Origin of the sequence: Xanthomonas sp. CFBP 8443 (assembly GCF_025666195.1) — a bacterium.
GTDB lineage: Bacteria > Pseudomonadota > Gammaproteobacteria > Xanthomonadales > Xanthomonadaceae > Xanthomonas_A.
Genome location: NZ_CP102592.1, coordinates 190,269 through 206,836 on the forward strand (window position 1 = coordinate 190,269; position 16,568 = coordinate 206,836).

Below are 16,568 nucleotides of genomic sequence, written 5' to 3' on the forward strand. Positions count from 1 at the left end.
GCGGCGGCGGGTGGGTGCCCGAGGCTGAACCCGAATAGCACCAAAGGCACCGGTAGAAGAGAACGCGCGAAACGCGAATTGCGGCGTATCGCCAGCCTGCATTGTCAGGACTATCCCGACACCGCGTCGGAGATGCTCGGATGGTGGATCTGCCTACAGAACAGGACAATACAACAGCGCCGAATCGCAGTCAGGGGATTCCGTTTCGTCGCCGATCGCTTGCGTCGCACCAGCGACCCATCGCATTCCAGCGATGGGTCGTGCCGCTACGAATGCACAAACATCTCGTGCTGAATACCCAAGGAAGGATCGTCCATGGTCGGTAGAAAACTCTCGTGGCTGTGCTTGGCGTCGCTTGCCGCGACGACCGCTTCTTGCGCCATCGTCAAGAACGCCCCGCAACTATTCCTCTACGACGAGCCTGCCGACGGCGAGCGCACGCGCCTGCGTCTGCTGGGCGCAACCGACAACGCCGTGATCTATCCGGGCACCACCTGCAATCGCGGCCATGTACCCGGCTTCGGACGGGTTGCGTTCTCTCCGTTGACCGCGCATCGGAACCTGCAGATGCCGCGCCTGAGCGATACGCCGAAGCGGTCGCTCGAACTCTATGTCCGCTCCGAACAGCCAGTCGTGCTGGCGTTCGACGCTGGCGCGTCCGCGCCTGCGGCACCGTGCCCGCCGGCGCCGCCCGGCTACCGCATGGTCTGTAATCGCCCGATCGGCCATGGCCCCACCTGCATCGCCGCAGGGACGTTCGTGCCGCAAGCGGGGCAGGACTACGAGGCAGTCCTGAACACCGCGTCCGGCGCGTGCAGTCTGGATGTCTATGCGCTCGTCAAAGACGCCGACGGGCGGATCAACCGTCGCTCGGTGCCCAGTCGTTCGCCCACTTGCCCCGCCGATCAGAAAGAATAGGGAACGTTCATGTCGTTGAAAGTGTGGATATATGGGATTGTCGTCGCCGCCGCGGCACCTGTGCTGTTCGGCTGCGCCAGCACCGGGGAAAAGACCGCTTTCGTCGAACCGGCGCAGAAGCCGTTGACGGTGCTCGCCACTACGGACATGAAGACTCGCGGTCTGCGGGTGGTGCGGCGCTCGCACACCGCCAAGGCGACGAGCCTGAAGGTGATGCAGGGAATCTTCGGCGCGATGGGCGGCGGCGTGGGGGTGCAGACCTTCAAGAAGGAGGACCTGCTGGGCGAGCCGAACGAGGCGATCGTCGATCCGGGTCTGGGTACGCTGCCGGGCGTGCTGGAGGCGCGTTTGCGTGACTATGCAGCCGCGCATCCGCAGGATGTGCCGCCAGCGGCCTTCAAGGTGAAGGCCGAGAACTGGCTCCTGGTCTACAAGTCGCTGTCGGACGCGAATACGCCGTATGAGCTGCACTTCTCGGTACGGATGGAAGCGCGTCCGGCCGACGTGGCAGGGGTACGCCAGGCAGTGGTGTCGCAGCGCTGCGCGCCGGCCGTCATCGAGTTGCCGATCGGTGCCTGGGAGGCCGACGACTACGCCGAAGTCAAGCGACGGGCGGTGGAACTTTCCGAGCAATGCGCGGCCGAGTTCGCGCAGGGCTTCCCGACGCTGTTCGAGAAGGTCGAAGCGATGGCGGTAACGCAGCAATAATCCTGCTGTCGCCGCCTGCGCGGCTCTCGTCGGCGTGGCCGCCATCGCCACGATGGCGGTCGCTGCCGACCACCGAATCAGCGCGTCGCAGGCGAACCCGTCGCAGTTCAGCGCTATGCTGCACGTCATTGCCTGGACGCCGAGCACGATGACCGACACGCCTGCACCCCCCGTACTCTCCGCCATCGAGGCCCGTGCGCTGGGCTGCCTGATCGAAAAGGAGGCCACCACGCCGGATGCGTATCCGCTCACGGTCAATGCGACGGTGGTGGCGGCCAACCAAAAGACCTCGCGCGAGCCGGTGATGGCGTTGAGTCCGGGCGACGTGCAGCATGCGCTGCGTCAATTGGAAGGGCGTGGGCTTGCGCGGCAGCAGTTCTCGTCGCGCGCCGAGCGCTACGAGCATCGCCTGGCGGCGGCGCTGGATCTGACCCAGCAGCAGGTGATCCTGGTCGGGCTGCTGTTGTTGCGCGGTCCGCAGACGGTGAACGAGTTGCTGTCGCGGGCCGAGCGCATGGCGCGGTTCGCCGACGCCGAGGATGTGCGGCACCAGTTGGAGCGGCTGGCGCAACGCCAGTTGGCGGTGCAGTTGCCGCGCGCCAGCGGCCAGCGCGAGGACCGTTACATGCACCTGCTCGGCGGGCCGATCGATGCGGAGGCGTTGGCGGCATCGTTCAAGTCGCGTCCGGCGGCGTCCGGCAACGACGAGCTGGAAGCGCGGGTGCAGGCCTTGGAGGCGGAGCTGGCGGAGCTGCGCGAGATCGTTGCCGGGTTGCAGGCGCAGAGCGGGACGGCGTAGTGCCTCAGGTGATTGAGCGTGCCCAGCAACGAGCCGAAGAAGGCGCCGCGCGGCTGCGCGATGGCGTGTTCCGACAGCGTCGCCGCGGCGGCGTAGAGCCGCTCGTTCATCCACTGGTTGTAGCGTGCGAGCAGTTGCAGCGATTCCAGGGTGTCCACGGCTCAGGGGTCCGGTTGCGCGGCGGGTGCCTGCAGGTCGCGCGCGTACAGCTCGACGTCGTGCGCGTCGTCCGCGATCCGGATGCGGCGCTGCGCGGTGAAGCCCAGCGCCTGCAACAGCCGGATCGAACGCGGGTTGTCCGGCGCCACGATCGCGCATAGGCGCGGCAGTGCCAGGGTGTCCTGCGCGTAGGCCAGGACCGCCTGCGTGGCTTCGCTGGCATAGCCGTGCCCTTGGTAGGCCTGCAACAGGGCGTAGCCGAGGTCCGGCGCGGGCAGGGTGGGGCGCAGCACCAGGCCGGCCACGCCGAGCCAGGCGCCGTCGTCGCGGCGTTCCATGGCATACAGGCCGAAGCCATGCTGGGTGTAGCTGAGCACCGCGCCGTCGGCGAGGTAGCGGCGCGCCTGGGCTTCGTCGCGCACGCCGCGGTCGCCGATATGGGTCAGGAAGCCGGGGTCGTTGAGCAGCGCCAGCATCGCGGCGGCGTCGCGATCGGGCTCCAGCAAGCGCAGGCGCAGGCGCGCGGTTTCGATCACGGTGGACATGGCCGGTTCCTTGCTGGGACGACGAGCGCGCCAGCGTGGCGCGACCTCCGCGGCTTGGCAAGTCGCAGGGGTTCGCCTGGCGCGTAACGCGACTGCAACATCGCCCTTGCAGGGAAAACCGAGCGGCTGCCCAGCCTGGCAACTCCGTGCGCCGTACCTGCTCAAGCGACGCCATTACACGCAGCCGGGGCGCCCCGTGGCGGCCAGCAGTGTGCCACAGCCATCGATGCCCATCGCTTCGACACGCATGCTGGGGAATCCCCCATAGCGGCAGCAACGCCCGCCCGCCATCGCACGCGACCCACCTCCATCCGCATCGCCGCAGGCCGCCTACGCGACATCGCCCGCAGATGCAAGCCAACCTCCGGTTGGCCATCGGCGAACGTCCAGTTAACAGCTTCACGCCCTGTGTCGGTATTCTGGCGCCCATGCGATCCATCCCCCGCCTCGCCCTGCTCTTGTCCTTGCTGTCGCTGGCCGGCCTCGTCCAGGCGCGCGGCACGATCGAAAAAGTCCAGATACAAGGCCTGGACGAGGACGACGACGCGGCGATGATCGAGAACATCGAGGTCTCGCTGTCGCTGTACCAGACCATCGGCAAGGTCCAGGGCGAATCGCGCCTGGAGTACCTGCTGAGCCAGGCCGAGCGGCAGACCCGGCAGGCGCTGGAGCCGTTCGGCTACTACACCCCGACCATCACCGTCGAAGCGCCGCGCAACGACGACAAGCTCAACGTGACCCTGCACGTGGACAAGGGCGAGCCGGTGCGGGTGCGCAACTTCCATGTCGGCATCACCGGCCCGGCCGAGGACGACAGCTACCTGGGCGAGGACCTGCAGAACTTCCGGCCCAAGGCCGACGAGGTCTTCGACCACACCACCTACGAGACCAGCAAGGTCACCATCACCCGGCGCCTGGCCGAACGCGGCTATTTCGATGCCGACTTCACCCAGCGCAAGGTCGAGGTGACCCGCGCCGACCATGCCGCCGACATCGACCTGAGCTGGGACAGCGGCCGCCGCTACAACATGGGCGCGATCCGCTTCCACCAGGACTACTTCCGGCAGGACTTGTTCGACCCGCTGGTGTACTGGGACGAAGGCAGCTACTACCACGAAGGTAAGCTCGACCGGCTGCGCGAATCGCTGGTCAAGCTCGACTACTTCAGCGCCGTCGACATCCAGCCCAAGCCCGAGGAAGCCGACGCCGACGGCAACGTGCCGGTCGACGTGAACCTGACCCGCGCCAAGCGCAGCATCTACACCAGCGGCATCAGCTACGGCAGCGAGAGCGGCGCCGGCGTGCGCCTGGGCGTGGACCGCCGCTACGTCAACGCGCGCGGACACAAGCTCAGCACCCAGCTGGACTACGCGCAGAAGCGCAAGAGCCTGATCACCAGCTACCGGGTGCCGGCGTTCCGCTGGCTCGACGGCTGGTACACCGCCTCGATGCGCGCCTACGACGAGCAGACCGACTACATCGACCTGCGCAACCTCAAGCTCACCGGCAGCCGCAGCGGCGAGATCAACGAGCACTGGACCGCGATCGCCTCGCTCAACGCGCTGCGCGAGCGCTGGCGCTACGCCACCGACACCGTGTTCGACGATGCGCTGTACCAGTACTCCACGCTGGTCTATCCGCAGATCGAGGCCGACTACGTGGGCGTGGACGACAAGGTGTTCCCGCGCAAGGGGTTCAGCGGCAACGTCAGCCTGCGCGCCGGCGCCGAAGGACTCGGCTCCGATGCCAGCTTCACCCAGGCGCACCTGCGCCTGAACTGGTTCCAGGGCCTGGGCGCCAACAGCCGGCTGATCCTGCGCGGCGAAGCCGGCAGCACCTGGACCAACGCCCTGGTGGCGATGCCGCCGAGCCTGCGGTTCTTCGCCGGCGGCGACAACAGCATCCGCGGCTACGCGTTCCGCGAGGTCGGCCCGCGCACGCCCAGACCCGACCGCTTCGCCCTCGGCGCCAAGCACGTGCTCACCGGCAGCGCCGAATACGAGCACTACTTCAAGGGCGGGCCATGGGGCGGCGCGGTCTTCGTCGATAGCGGCAGCGCCTTCGACGACACCCCCGACTGGCACACCGGCGTCGGCTTCGGCGTGCGCTGGCGCTCGCCGGTGGGGCCGGTACGGGTGGACATCGCGCATGGCCTGAACGATCCGGACTCGCAGTTCCAGCTCTATCTCAACATCGGAGCCAACCTGTGAGCGCGACCGGTCCGGCCACGCCCGCCGCGCCGCCGCCGCGGCGCCCGCGCTTCTACCGGCGCAAGCGCTTCTGGTGGGGCTCGGCGCTGACCATCGCCGGGCTCGGCCTGCTGGCCTTGATCGCCGTGTACTGGCTGCTGCAGACCGTGGCCGGGCGCGACGTGCTGCTGGCGCAGGTCGTGGCGCGGCTGCCGGCCGGGTCCTCGCTGACCTGGGAGCGCGCCGAGGGTCCGCTGGCCGGCCCGCTGACCCTGTACAACCTGGATTTCCGCTACGAGGAGATCCACTTCACCGCCGAGCGCGCCTACCTGGATCCGGACATCCGCCCGCTGCTCGGGCGCAAGCTGCAGCTGGACGTGCTGCAACTGAAGAACGCCACGCTCAACCTGGCCAAGAGCGAGGAACCATTCGAACTGCCGAGCTGGCCGCAGTCGCTGCCGCAGATCGAAGTGCCGCTGGCGCTGCAGGCCGATCACATCACCATCGACGGACTGCGCATCACCCAGGCGCAGCAACCGATGATCGACATCCGCACGCTGCGCGGCGGCATCGAGGTCGCCAACGGCGAATTCCGCTCGAAGCAATTGGTGGTGACCAGCGACCGCGGCGATTTCCGCGTCGACGGCGACTACGTGCCGGCGCAGGACTACAAGGCCGACCTCACCGCCAGCGCCGTGCTGCCGGCCGCGCGCGGGCGCACGCTGGCGCGGTTGGGCCTGGTCGCGCGCGGCAATCTGGACAAGATGGAAGTGGCGATCGCCGGCAACGCCCCGGCGCCGCTGCGCGCCACCCTGGTGTTCACCGGGCGCACCGATCCCACTTGGCAGTTCGCCGCCAGCAGCAAGGCGCTGGACCCGTCGCTGTTCGTGCCGCCGGGCGATGCCGCGGCCGACGCCGGCGAACCGATCGCGTTCGACCTTAGCGCCTCCGGCAAGGGCGGCGACGCCAAGCTGCAAGGCCAGCTCGCGTACGGCGCGCAGAAGCTGACGCTGGATCCGTCCAACGTGCGCCTGGACAACCAGGTGCTCACCGTCGCGCCGCTGCAGCTGCGCGCCTTCGACGGCCAGGCGCGGCTGCGCGGCACCGCCGATTTCCGCGATCCGGACAACGCGACCTTCCGTTTCTCGGTCAACGCCAGTGGGCTGAAGTTCGCCACCACGCCGGACCCGTCCACGCCGGACGCACCGGCGGTGCCGATCCAATTGGTCGAAGCCAACCTCGGCCTGGCCGGCACGCTGAAGCAGTGGGCCACCTATGGCGAAGCCACCGTCGCGCGCGGCAAGGACAGCGCGGGACTGCAGCTGGACGTGCGCGGCGACGACCGGCAGGCGCAGATCGTGCAGCTGCAGGCGGCGATGCCCACCGGTACGCTCGATCTCGGCGGTGCGGTGGCATGGGCGCCGGAACTGAGCTGGGACCTGAGCGGCAAGCTCGCCGGCTTCGACCCCGGCTATTTCGCGCCGGGCTGGGACGGCAACCTGTCGGGCCAGTTCGCGTCCAAGGGCAAGCAGTTGCCGCTGCGTCCGGACGGCAGCGCTGCCGGCTACCAGGCCAGCCTCGACGTGCCGCACTTGAACGGCAAGCTGCGCAGCCGCCCGCTCGACGCCAACGGCAAGTTCGCGCTGCAGGGCGAGCAGGGCGAAGGCAAGCTGCAGTTGGCGCTCGGCGACAGCCGCGTGCAGGCGCAGGGCAAGGTCGGCGACCAGCTCGACATCGATGCGCAACTGCAGCCGCTGCAGCTGGCCGACCTGCTGCCCGGCGCCACCGGCAGCCTGCGCGGCAGCGTGCAGGTCAAGGGCCGCCGCGACGCGCCCGACCTCACCGCCGACCTTACCGGCAACAGCCTGAAGTGGGACAGCTACGGTGCCGACAGCGTCACCCTGCGCGGGCGCCTGCCGTGGCGCGGCAGTGGCGGCGAACTGGCGCTGCGCGGCAGCGCGATCAACGCCGGCATGGTGCTGCAGACGCTGCGCGTGGATGCGCGCGGCGCGGTGGAGAACCTGCAACTCGATGCCGACACCCAGAACGACATGGGCACGCTCGCCCTGGCCGGCCAACTGCGCCGCGACGGCGCGCGCTGGCAGGGCGGCGTGAACACGCTGCGGGTGGCGCCGGCCAAGGGCGAGCCATGGCAACTGCGACAGCCGGCCACGTTCGCCATCGCCGGCAGCGCCTTCACCCTCTCCGACACCTGCCTCGGCGCGACCGGCGGCGGCGCGCTGTGCGTGGCCGCGAACTGGCCCAAGCAGGGCCTGACCGTGCGCGGCGACGCGTTGCCGCTGTCGCTGGTGCAGCCGTGGTTGCCGCCCAACAGCGGCCGCAAGATCTACCTGCGCGGCGAACTCACCCTCGACGGCAGCTTCAAGCCGGCCGGCAACGCCTGGCAGGGATCGCTGCGCCTGGCCTCGCCGGAAGGCGGCCTGCGCCTGGGCGACAACGCGCGCGGCGAACTGGTGCGCTACGACCAGTTCAGTTTCGTCACCGACTTCACCGCCCAGCACATCCACTCCAAGCTCGGCGTCGGCTTCAAGGGCGACGGCTTCATCGATGCCACCGTGGACACCGGCTGGGACGCGTACGCGCCGCTCACCGGCGAGATCTACATGAACATGTCGCGGCTGTACTGGATGGAGCTGTTCTCGCCGGACCTGGTGCGGCCCAAGGGCCTGGTCGAAGGCCACGTCAGCCTGCGCGGCACGCGTTCGCAACCCTCGATGGGCGGCAACGCCACGCTCAGCAACTTCACCGGCGAACTGCCGGCGCTGGGCCTGACCCTGAGCGAAGGCAACGGCCGCTTCGACGCCCAGCCCGACGGCTCGGCGCGCATCGTCGCCGCGGTGAAGTCCGGCGAAGGCACGCTCAACGTCGACGGCGGCCTGTCCTGGTACGGCGACACCACGCCGCTGCAGTTGAACATCCGTGGCAGCAACGTACTGGTATCGAATACCGCCGAACTGCGCGCGGTGGCCAATCCCGACCTGCAGTTCGGCATCGCCAACAAGACCATGAAGTTGAACGGCCAGGTCACCGTGCCGTCGGCGGACATCGACCTGGAGCGGCTGGACCGCGGCACCTCGGTCTCCGAGGACGTGGTGGTGCTGGACCCGGCCGACCCGGAAGAAGCGCCGAGCTCGCCGCTGGAGATGGACCTGCGCGTGGTGCTCGGCGACCAGGTCAAGATGGCCGGCTTCGGCCTGAAGGGCGCGCTGACCGGCACCATGCAGGTACGCTCGCGCCAGGGCCGCGAGATGACCGCCACCGGCGGCCTCGACGTCAGCGGCCAATACAAGGCCTACGGCCAGGACCTGACCATCAGCCGTGGCCAGCTGACCTGGAGCAACAACGTCGTATCCGACCCGCGCATCAACATGCGCGCGCAACGCAAGATCGGCGACGTCACCGCCGGCATCGACGTCACCGGCCGCGCCACCGCGCCGCGCGCCGACGTGTGGTCGGACCCGTCGATGTCGCAATCCGAAGCGATGTCGTATCTGGTGCTGGGCCGCAGCCTCAGCAACGCCAGCAGCGACGAAGCCGACCAGGTCACCGCCGCGGCCAGCGCGCTGTCGGCCGGTAGCGGCATTCTCGCCTCGCAACTCGGCGCCAGGCTCGGCTTCGACGACGCCGGCGTCAGCCAATCGCGCGCCCTCGGCGGCTCGGTGGTCGGCTTCGGCAAATACCTCTCGCCCCGGCTCTACGTCAGCTACGGCGTCTCCCTGGTCGGCAGCGGCTCGGTGCTGACCCTCAAATACCTACTCGGCCGCGGTTTCGACGCGGAAGTGGAATCGAGCACGGTGGAGAATCGTGGGTCGATCAATTGGCGGAAGGAGAAGTAGGGGAAAATCGGCGACAGACGAGCCGAAAATTACCTTGACAACTTCTTCACGCATTTGAGAAATTAGCGCCTCTGTCAGCGCAACGCTGGCAGCCAAAGGGGCGATAAATGTTCACTCAGCGGCAGGGATGGCGCAATGTCGTCCTAGTAGCGTTTTTGTCGGTATTGAGCGTGGGACAAGGAAAGGCCGTAACGCCGGAGGATGAATTCGACAAGCGAATTCGGACGTCGCAAAACATCCAGCCTTTGGGTGAAAGTCCTTTTGGCGAAAACATCAGCCTCTACAACGGAGCTTTGACTTTCAGACAGGTGGATATCGATCAGCCTGGGACCGGGCTGCCGATCCAGTTAGTCCGCACGTTCGACCCTTCCGATTCAAGTCCAAGGGAAGGCGCTGCACGCGCATTTTCTGATTGGCGCCTGGAAGTGCCGAATATTCAAACATTGACTACTAGCCAAAATATTTCTTTTTTTTCTGGGAATCGTTGCAGCAATTTTGGTTCAGCACCCTCTTTGGTTTTTAACCTGGGACGTCCGGCACCCGTTATCTACTACGCAGAGCAATGGTGGGGCGGGTACCAGTTGATCATTCCTGGGATTGGTCGCCAAGACTTATTGCGTCGAGATGCCTCCAACACACTCTCGCCGCAGATGACGGACTCCACTGGCGCGCAGCTGACGTTTCCCATAGTGACGCGTCAGCACTGGATGGTGACTTGTCTCGCTCAAACATCGAATGGACAGGGGGGACAAGGATTCCTAGCGGTTTCACCGGAAGGCACCAAATATTGGATGGACTGGCTGATCTATCGCGGTTACGACAATGTCGGTTTTGCGCAGCCTGGATTTGGCGGTGTCGATCGGCAAATGGCCATGATGATGGTATCTCGTGTTGAGGACCGCTTCGGTAATAGCCTTTCCTATCAGTACGATGGTTCGGGCAACTTGCTCAAAATCCAGGCAAGTGATGGCAGGGTGTTGGATTTAACCTATGAGGCATGGCAAGGCGTCAATACTTCAGCACCAAGTAGCAGAATTACTTCCGCAACTCTGCAGGCGGCTGATGCGCCTCCTAGAAGGTGGACATATTCTTACGCAACGCTTTCAGATAACAGAGCTCACTTGACTGCTGTCACGCAGCCCGACGGTAGCTCGTGGGGGATGGACTTCTCAGGTCTCTTCAATTTCAGTGGCATATCATATGTAACCTATGATCCGTATGACGGTTGTACGTTCAAGGTCGCGCAGAGCTCAGGTAGTACTAATCTGTCTTTGCGGCACCCTTCAGGACTTGTAGGTAATTTTAGTGTGGGTACCTTGATACGTGGTAGATCCTACGTTCCTTACCTGTGCGATTCCAGTTTTTCAGGGAATCGAAGTCTGAAAATCCCTAATGTTTACAAAAATATTAACTTACTGAATAAGCGTGTTTCCGGACCGGGCGTGCCGGAACAAACTTGGACGTATTCCTACTCTGCGCCAAACAACAGTTGGAGCAAAGATTGCGGTTCCGGCTGCGCTGCAACGGTGTGGACAGATGCGAGAACCCCTGCGGGATCGGTAACGCGCTATACTTTCAGTAATCGTTACGACTTTAGCGAGAGCCAGTTGCTGCGATCCGAATACTATTCGGGTGCAGTTGGTTCTACATTATTACGCAGCGAAGATTTTGGCTATGCCGCACCTACGATAGGTCCCTGGCCCAAGCTGCTAGGCAGCGTATTGCTTGATAATATCAACAATGCCCAGGTTGGCGCGCTTTCACCTCTCTACAATAAGGTCATATCCCAAGACAACACGCTCCACACCTACAATGTCAGCAACTTCGATATATTTGGGCGTGCTACGGTATTCACACGCTATAGTCCATGGCATCGCCGTAGTGACAGTGTGGACTATAGCGACAACGCTTCGAAATGGGTGCTGGGCCAAGTGGCAAAGCAAACGAACACTGATACCAGTTTGGTCGAGTCACAGGTCGAGTACGACGCGAACACCGCTTTGCCAACGAAGTCTTACGCATTTGGCAAGTTGCAGCAAACTATTGCTTACAATGCGGACGGAAGTTTGGCGACAGTTGCAGATGGCAAAAACAACGTCACCACGTTCTCAAATTGGAAGCGTGGCGTCCCGCAGTTAATTCGTTTCGCCGACAATACCGTAATCTCGGCAAGCGTTAATGACCATGGATGGATCACGGCGGTAGCCGACGAAAACAGTTACACCACCAGCTACGGTTACGACTCAATGGGGCGAATGGCAAGCATTGCCTATCCCGGCGGGGATAACGTGTCTTGGAACGTCACGACACAAGCGTTCGAGCAGGTGGCTGCCGCAGAGTATGGACTGCCTCCAGGTCATTGGCGGCAGACTATCGCTACTGGTAACGCTCGCAAGATAACCTATTTCGATGCATTTTGGCGTCCGGCTGTTACCTATGAATTTGATGCGGGTAACCAAGATGTAAGTCGGCGTTATCAGCGCTTCTCCTATGATTATGCAGGACGAACAGTGTTCTCCTCATATCCGGGCTATACGGATGTATTGAGTGCAGGAAGCTGGATAAAATATGACGCGTTGGGACGAGTTACGTTGGGATCGCGTGACTCGGAGCTAGGCACGCTAGCAACCGTCACCGAGTACCTGCCGAATAGCCAAACACGAGTGACTGACTCCCGAGGCAACAAGACACTTACCGGCTACTGGATCTTGGATCAGCCGGCCTATGATATTCCGGTTTGGATTCAGCACCCAGAAGGTGCCGTTACCGAAATTTCACATGATGTGTTTGGCAAGGCAATCTCGATACGACGTCACGATGTTGGGGGTGCGTTGTCCCTGACACGTAGCTACGTCTACGACGCCTATCAGCAATTGTGCAAAACGATCGAGCCGGAAATAGGTGCAACCGCTAGCGGCTATGATGCATCTGGCAATGTCGTTTGGACCGCAAACGGTCTGTCCCTAGCCAGCACAGCATCGTGTGATGCCGACACAGCCTTTGCTTCCGGTCGTCGCATCGATCGCAGCTATGACGTCCGCAATAGAATTACAACAATGACATTCCCGGATGGTAACGGCGATCAGCGATTGGCCTATAGGCCGGATGGCAAGGTCAAGCAGATCACCACAGTCAACAACAGTATCTCTACCTATAATAGTTTTACCTACAATAGGCGTGGCCTGCTGGTAGGGGAAAGCCAGGCTCAGGCCGATGGCGAGACTTGGGCGATCGGCTACAACTACGATGCCAATGGTCATCTGGCTGCGCATCGTTATCCATCGGGGCAGATCATCGACTATGCGCCCAACGCCTTGGGACAACCCACACAAGTGGGCAGCTATGCAACTGGCGTTAGTTACTATCCCAACGGCGCGATTAAACAGTTTACGTACGGTAATGGCATCGTGCACACACTGACCCAGAACGCACGCCAGCTTCCTGACACCAGTCAGGATACCTATGGAGGCACCGCGTTCCTGAGCGACGGCTACGACTACGATGCCAACGGCAATGTAGCCGCCATCAGCGATGGCGCGACCGGCCGCGGCGAGCGTGGTGACCGCGATATGACCTATGACGGCCTTGATCGCCTTGTCTCGGCCAAATCAAAGATGTTCGGTACGGCGACCTATGGTTACGACGTTCTCGACAACCTGACCCACGTCGTGGCCCCGGGCCGCGACCACTACTACTGCTACGATGCCTATTGGCAACTGACCAACGTCAAGACCGGCAACTGCAGCGGCAGTACCGTCATCGGCATGAGCTATGACATTCAGGGCAATCTGAAGAACAAGAACGGTCAAGGCTTCGTCTTCGACTACGGCAATCGTCTGCGCGAGGCAACGGGCAAGGAAACCTACCGTTACGACGGCTACGGCCGTCGCACCGTGGCGATGCAGAGTGGGGGCGCTATCAGCTCGATGTACGACCAGGCAGGAGCGCTGCGCTATCAGAAGAACCAGCGTCAGGCCAAGGCGACCGACTACATCATGCTGGGCGGAAGCCTCGTGGCCGAAGCCGACTGGCCACTCGGGCAGGCGGCGGCAGTCAAGGACTATGTTAGCTGGACGGCAGTCGGCGGTGCCACTCGTTACGTGGTGGAAGAGAGCGTGGATGGCGTGACGTGGACATCGGTCTATGAAGGCACGGATCCCAGTTGGACATCGCTGGCCAGGCCTTCAGGCACCTACTCATATCGCGTATCTGCATGCATGCCAGACGGAACTTGTAGCGCTGCTGGAAACATAGTGCATACGCAGCAGCCAGCATTCAACATCGTGCCGCTTCTTTATCAATTGCTGCTCAGCTGAAATATCAACAGGGGGTCTGGAATGTCGGCAAAAATAATGGCATTGCTGCTCGCAGTCGCCGGGGTGGGCTTTTGCCATACGGGTCGAGCGGCGCAGCAGCTAGTATGGCCAGGCAAGATCATATACGTAGAAAATGGTTGGTATGGTGAAGGCTTGGTCATCCGTGACTCCAGCATTGGACCGGAAGGATGCTGGGCGCCACGTGATGAATTCGCGATAGATAAAGACCATCCTGCATACAAAGAGCTCGTGGCGATGGTGTTGACAGCATATACCTCTAATGCCGAAGTCGAAGTCATCCTCGACTCTGGAGTTTGTATATTCGGTGGGCGTACCAAGGTCCTCGCTATACGTCTTAAGAAGTGAGCATTCGATACGGAAGCGCCGATGTCCTGAAGTTGAAGCCGGCGCCTATTATCAAGGGCGGAAGAAAATGAAAAAAAACTGGATAGGATTAGCGCTGCTTTGGCTGTTGAGCAGCCAGGCGGGCGCTAATGAGTTGATGCGTAATGTTGAAGTGACCCGGATCGGCTCATATCAAGTCAATACGGACCACTTCGTGTGGTTTACGGCTACAACCGGGGAATGCAAAGCGGCTAATCCGGGAAATCCGGTCATGCACTTCAACGAGACCCAGCCGGGCGGGAAGGCATTGCTCGCAATTTTGATGACGGCATTGGTCAACAAGCGAAAAACAGACGTGCAGGGCAACGGTTGCGAGATCTTTGAGGTCTACTTGAGGTAATCCATGTATCAAGCGTGGCGGTAGTTCACTCTGGCGTTGCCCCATGGTTGTGTAGAAGTCGATAATTTTAGTTTTGTCGCCAACAGGTAGCTTGAATATGGCTTATAAAAAAGAAAAGATCAATGCGATCAGTTCGCAAGGATGAGGAATGTTAATAATTAAGGGGCTTAAATCACTGCTGCGCGCAACCGCTGCAGCGGCGCTTTCATTCTTTGTCGTATCTAGTGCCGCGGCGCAAACGATTAGGTACATCCATACAGACGGACTTGGCTCGGTGGTATTGACGACGGACAAAAACAGAAACATTATTGAGCGTAGTGAATACGAGCCATACGGAAGCTTGTTGAATCATGCGATGACGGACATGCCTGGTTATACGGGGCATGTCATGGACGCAGCGACTGGGCTTACATATATGCAACAACGATATTATGATCCTGTTATCGGCCGATTCTTGAGTGCGGATCCAGTTGCAACCAATACTAATGACGGAGCCTATTTTAACCGCTATTTGTATGTTAATAATAATCCATACGGATTTATAGACCCAGACGGCAGGGCGCCTGATAATTCAATCCTATATGGGCCAGGAGGGCGGAATAATGGTGAAGCTACATCATATTCAGCAGTATCAGAATATAGCGGCGGCGCATACCCTGGAGGCGGGCGCGGAAAACAATCGAAGGTTACAGTGGGATCTTTTTTTGGAGAGCTCATCAAGGCGCAATTAGAGCCAGTGCGTAAGTTAAATGCCAGCAGCACAACCGCTCTTGGAATAGCAATAGGGCAAATGCGTCTTTATGAGGCGTGGATGAAGGGGAATAAGCCGTACGTTGACTTTGGAAATAACGCCGTTCAATATCACAACCTCTCCCCGGTTTTTGGAAATGCAGGTGCAATAACGTTTGGAAATAATATTCAATATACGTTGGGGTCAACGCCTGAAGATAGGCAAAGAATTTCTTCAATGTCATTGGGTTATGAAGAGATGCAACATACAAGGCAGGCCGAACTTTTAGGTATTTCATATCTGCCAATGAATATAGCGCTTGGAATTTCTGCATCAATATACGAAGGCAACTGGCATGGCCCTAGCAACTATCTTGAGGTAGGACCTCACAATAAGGAGCCCACACCATGGCCTTAAAAAACACGTTCCTTTGCATTATTTTGTTTCTGCTTGCCGGATGCCCTCTGCAGGTAGAAATTGTTCTATATAATTTTACAGGGGATGATGTAAGAATAATTTCAAATAGTGGTGTTATCCCAGTTCCAAATATGGCGCATGTAGAGGTTGATGAGGATAAGTTTCATTTTGACCGCGATCTTCAAGGATTTGAGGTGATTAAGTTGAGCAATGGGCGTTGCTATATAGTTTCCTTTGGAGCTGCAGTATCAGGACAGAAAGAGCTCTTTAATGACAGTAGATACAGCGCGAACATTGTATTCACTCGTCAAGCCGCGTATTTTGTCCCCCCTTCTATAAAAATATCGAACCGGTTAGATTTTGCTAAGTTTCATAAGCTGGATTCGTGCCGTTAATTCGATTGCGGCATCTATTAAGGTCACGTCAGGCTGTAATTTAATTATGGTTAATATGTAAAATGGGCTGGGAGAGCAACAGCAGCCTGCTCTTTCTGCCAACTAATATATATTGCATATTAATTTATTTTTTAATTCCGTAGAGCAGGGCATGCGGCTGCTGCCTCCGGCCGAAGTGCTGGCCGCCGCGCCGGTGGCCGCGCGACGGCCGCTGGTGGTCGACGCGGATGGCGCGCCGCAGTGGCTGTTGGGCGATACCGATGAGGTGTTCCGGCAGATCGTGCCGGCCGACATCGATGACGGCGAAGTGCCGAGCGACACTTTGGCCGACGCGGCGCTGCGTCAAGCGCTGGTGGATACCCTGCTGGATACTCTCACGCGCGACATCGCCGATGCCGATCTGCTCTGGCATGGACAACGTGGCGATGCGCGGATCGAGCGCCTGCAGCTCGGCAACGCACGCAACCTGACCACCCCGCGTCTGGCCGCGATGCTGCCGTCCTGGCGATCCGCAAGGGTCCCCGAAGCTACAACGGCGATATGTCGTTCAAGCATTTCGACACCCTTGTCGCAGCCGAGGCGGCATGGGCCAAGGCCCGCGCCACCGCGGAATCGGCCGGGCAGGTACCCGAGTTGGTGAGCTGACGTGGTACGTGGGCGGGCTACAGTGCTGGACCAGCTCTGCTCCAGGTCCGGTGCTGGTGCGGCACGATTCGCTGCCCAGGTCTTGCAGATTGCGACATGCGCAGTGGCCGGCTAAGGTTCCGATCCGACCTGTAGCGAATCGACC

12 protein-coding genes and 1 pseudogene are annotated in these 16,568 nt (G+C 61.3%); 11 read left to right on the top strand and 2 right to left on the bottom strand.

Annotated elements, in window-relative coordinates; all coding sequences use genetic code 11:
• Positions 1-315 precede the first annotated feature (315 nt).
• The 3 genes from NUG20_RS00775 to NUG20_RS00785 all read left to right on the top strand — a co-directional run bounded on the left by NUG20_RS00775 (position 316) and on the right by NUG20_RS00785 (position 2,425).
• Positions 316-918: a hypothetical protein gene (locus NUG20_RS00775; RefSeq protein ID WP_263396587.1), complete on the top strand. Its 603-nt coding sequence runs from the start codon at positions 316-318 to the stop codon at positions 916-918.
• A 9-nt stretch (positions 919-927) separates the two neighbouring features.
• Positions 928-1,626 (top strand): hypothetical protein, encoded by a 699-nt coding sequence (locus NUG20_RS00780; RefSeq protein WP_263396588.1) that lies wholly within the window; start codon positions 928-930, stop codon positions 1,624-1,626.
• Between the two features lie 148 nt (positions 1,627-1,774).
• Positions 1,775-2,425, top strand: a complete 651-nt coding sequence (locus tag NUG20_RS00785; protein WP_263398583.1) for a YceH family protein — start codon at positions 1,775-1,777, stop codon at positions 2,423-2,425.
• 5 nt (positions 2,426-2,430) lie between these two features.
• Here the strand turns inward: NUG20_RS00785 and NUG20_RS00790 are convergent.
• Positions 2,431-2,583, bottom strand: a pseudogene (locus NUG20_RS00790) (DinB family protein); the annotation flags it as partial.
• A 3-nt stretch (positions 2,584-2,586) separates the two neighbouring features.
• The gene (locus NUG20_RS00795; protein ID WP_263396589.1) at positions 2,587-3,129 is read right to left on the bottom strand and encodes a GNAT family N-acetyltransferase; all 543 of its coding nucleotides are present in this window, start codon (positions 3,127-3,129) and stop codon (positions 2,587-2,589) included.
• 428 nt (positions 3,130-3,557) lie between these two features.
• On the opposite strand from NUG20_RS00795, the gene NUG20_RS00800 reads away from it, so the two are divergent.
• From NUG20_RS00800 to NUG20_RS00835, 8 genes are all read left to right on the top strand, one after another.
• Complete coding sequence (locus NUG20_RS00800) at positions 3,558-5,339, top strand: autotransporter assembly complex protein TamA (RefSeq protein WP_263396590.1); 1,782 nt, start codon at positions 3,558-3,560, stop codon at positions 5,337-5,339.
• A complete protein-coding gene (locus tag NUG20_RS00805) occupies positions 5,336-9,175 on the top strand; it encodes a translocation/assembly module TamB domain-containing protein (protein WP_263396591.1) in 3,840 nt (1,279 codons plus the stop codon). Before NUG20_RS00800 ends, NUG20_RS00805 begins: the two co-directional genes overlap by 4 nt.
• A 107-nt stretch (positions 9,176-9,282) precedes the next feature.
• Positions 9,283-13,491, top strand: a complete 4,209-nt coding sequence (locus NUG20_RS00810) for an RHS repeat domain-containing protein (protein WP_263396592.1) — start codon at positions 9,283-9,285, stop codon at positions 13,489-13,491.
• Positions 13,492-13,527: 36 nt separating this feature from the next.
• Positions 13,528-13,857, top strand: a complete 330-nt coding sequence (locus NUG20_RS00815; RefSeq protein ID WP_263396593.1) for a hypothetical protein — start codon at positions 13,528-13,530, stop codon at positions 13,855-13,857.
• A gap of 67 nt (positions 13,858-13,924) precedes the next feature.
• Positions 13,925-14,236, top strand: a complete 312-nt coding sequence (locus NUG20_RS00820) for a hypothetical protein (protein ID WP_263396594.1) — start codon at positions 13,925-13,927, stop codon at positions 14,234-14,236.
• A gap of 148 nt (positions 14,237-14,384) precedes the next feature.
• Complete coding sequence (locus NUG20_RS00825; protein WP_263396595.1) at positions 14,385-15,383, top strand: RHS repeat domain-containing protein; 999 nt, start codon at positions 14,385-14,387, stop codon at positions 15,381-15,383.
• Complete coding sequence (locus tag NUG20_RS00830; protein WP_263396596.1) at positions 15,374-15,778, top strand: hypothetical protein; 405 nt, start codon at positions 15,374-15,376, stop codon at positions 15,776-15,778. Before NUG20_RS00825 ends, NUG20_RS00830 begins: the two co-directional genes overlap by 10 nt.
• A gap of 151 nt (positions 15,779-15,929) precedes the next feature.
• Positions 15,930-16,418: a hypothetical protein gene (locus tag NUG20_RS00835; protein WP_263396597.1), complete on the top strand. Its 489-nt coding sequence runs from the start codon at positions 15,930-15,932 to the stop codon at positions 16,416-16,418.
• Positions 16,419-16,568: the final 150 nt, after the last annotated feature.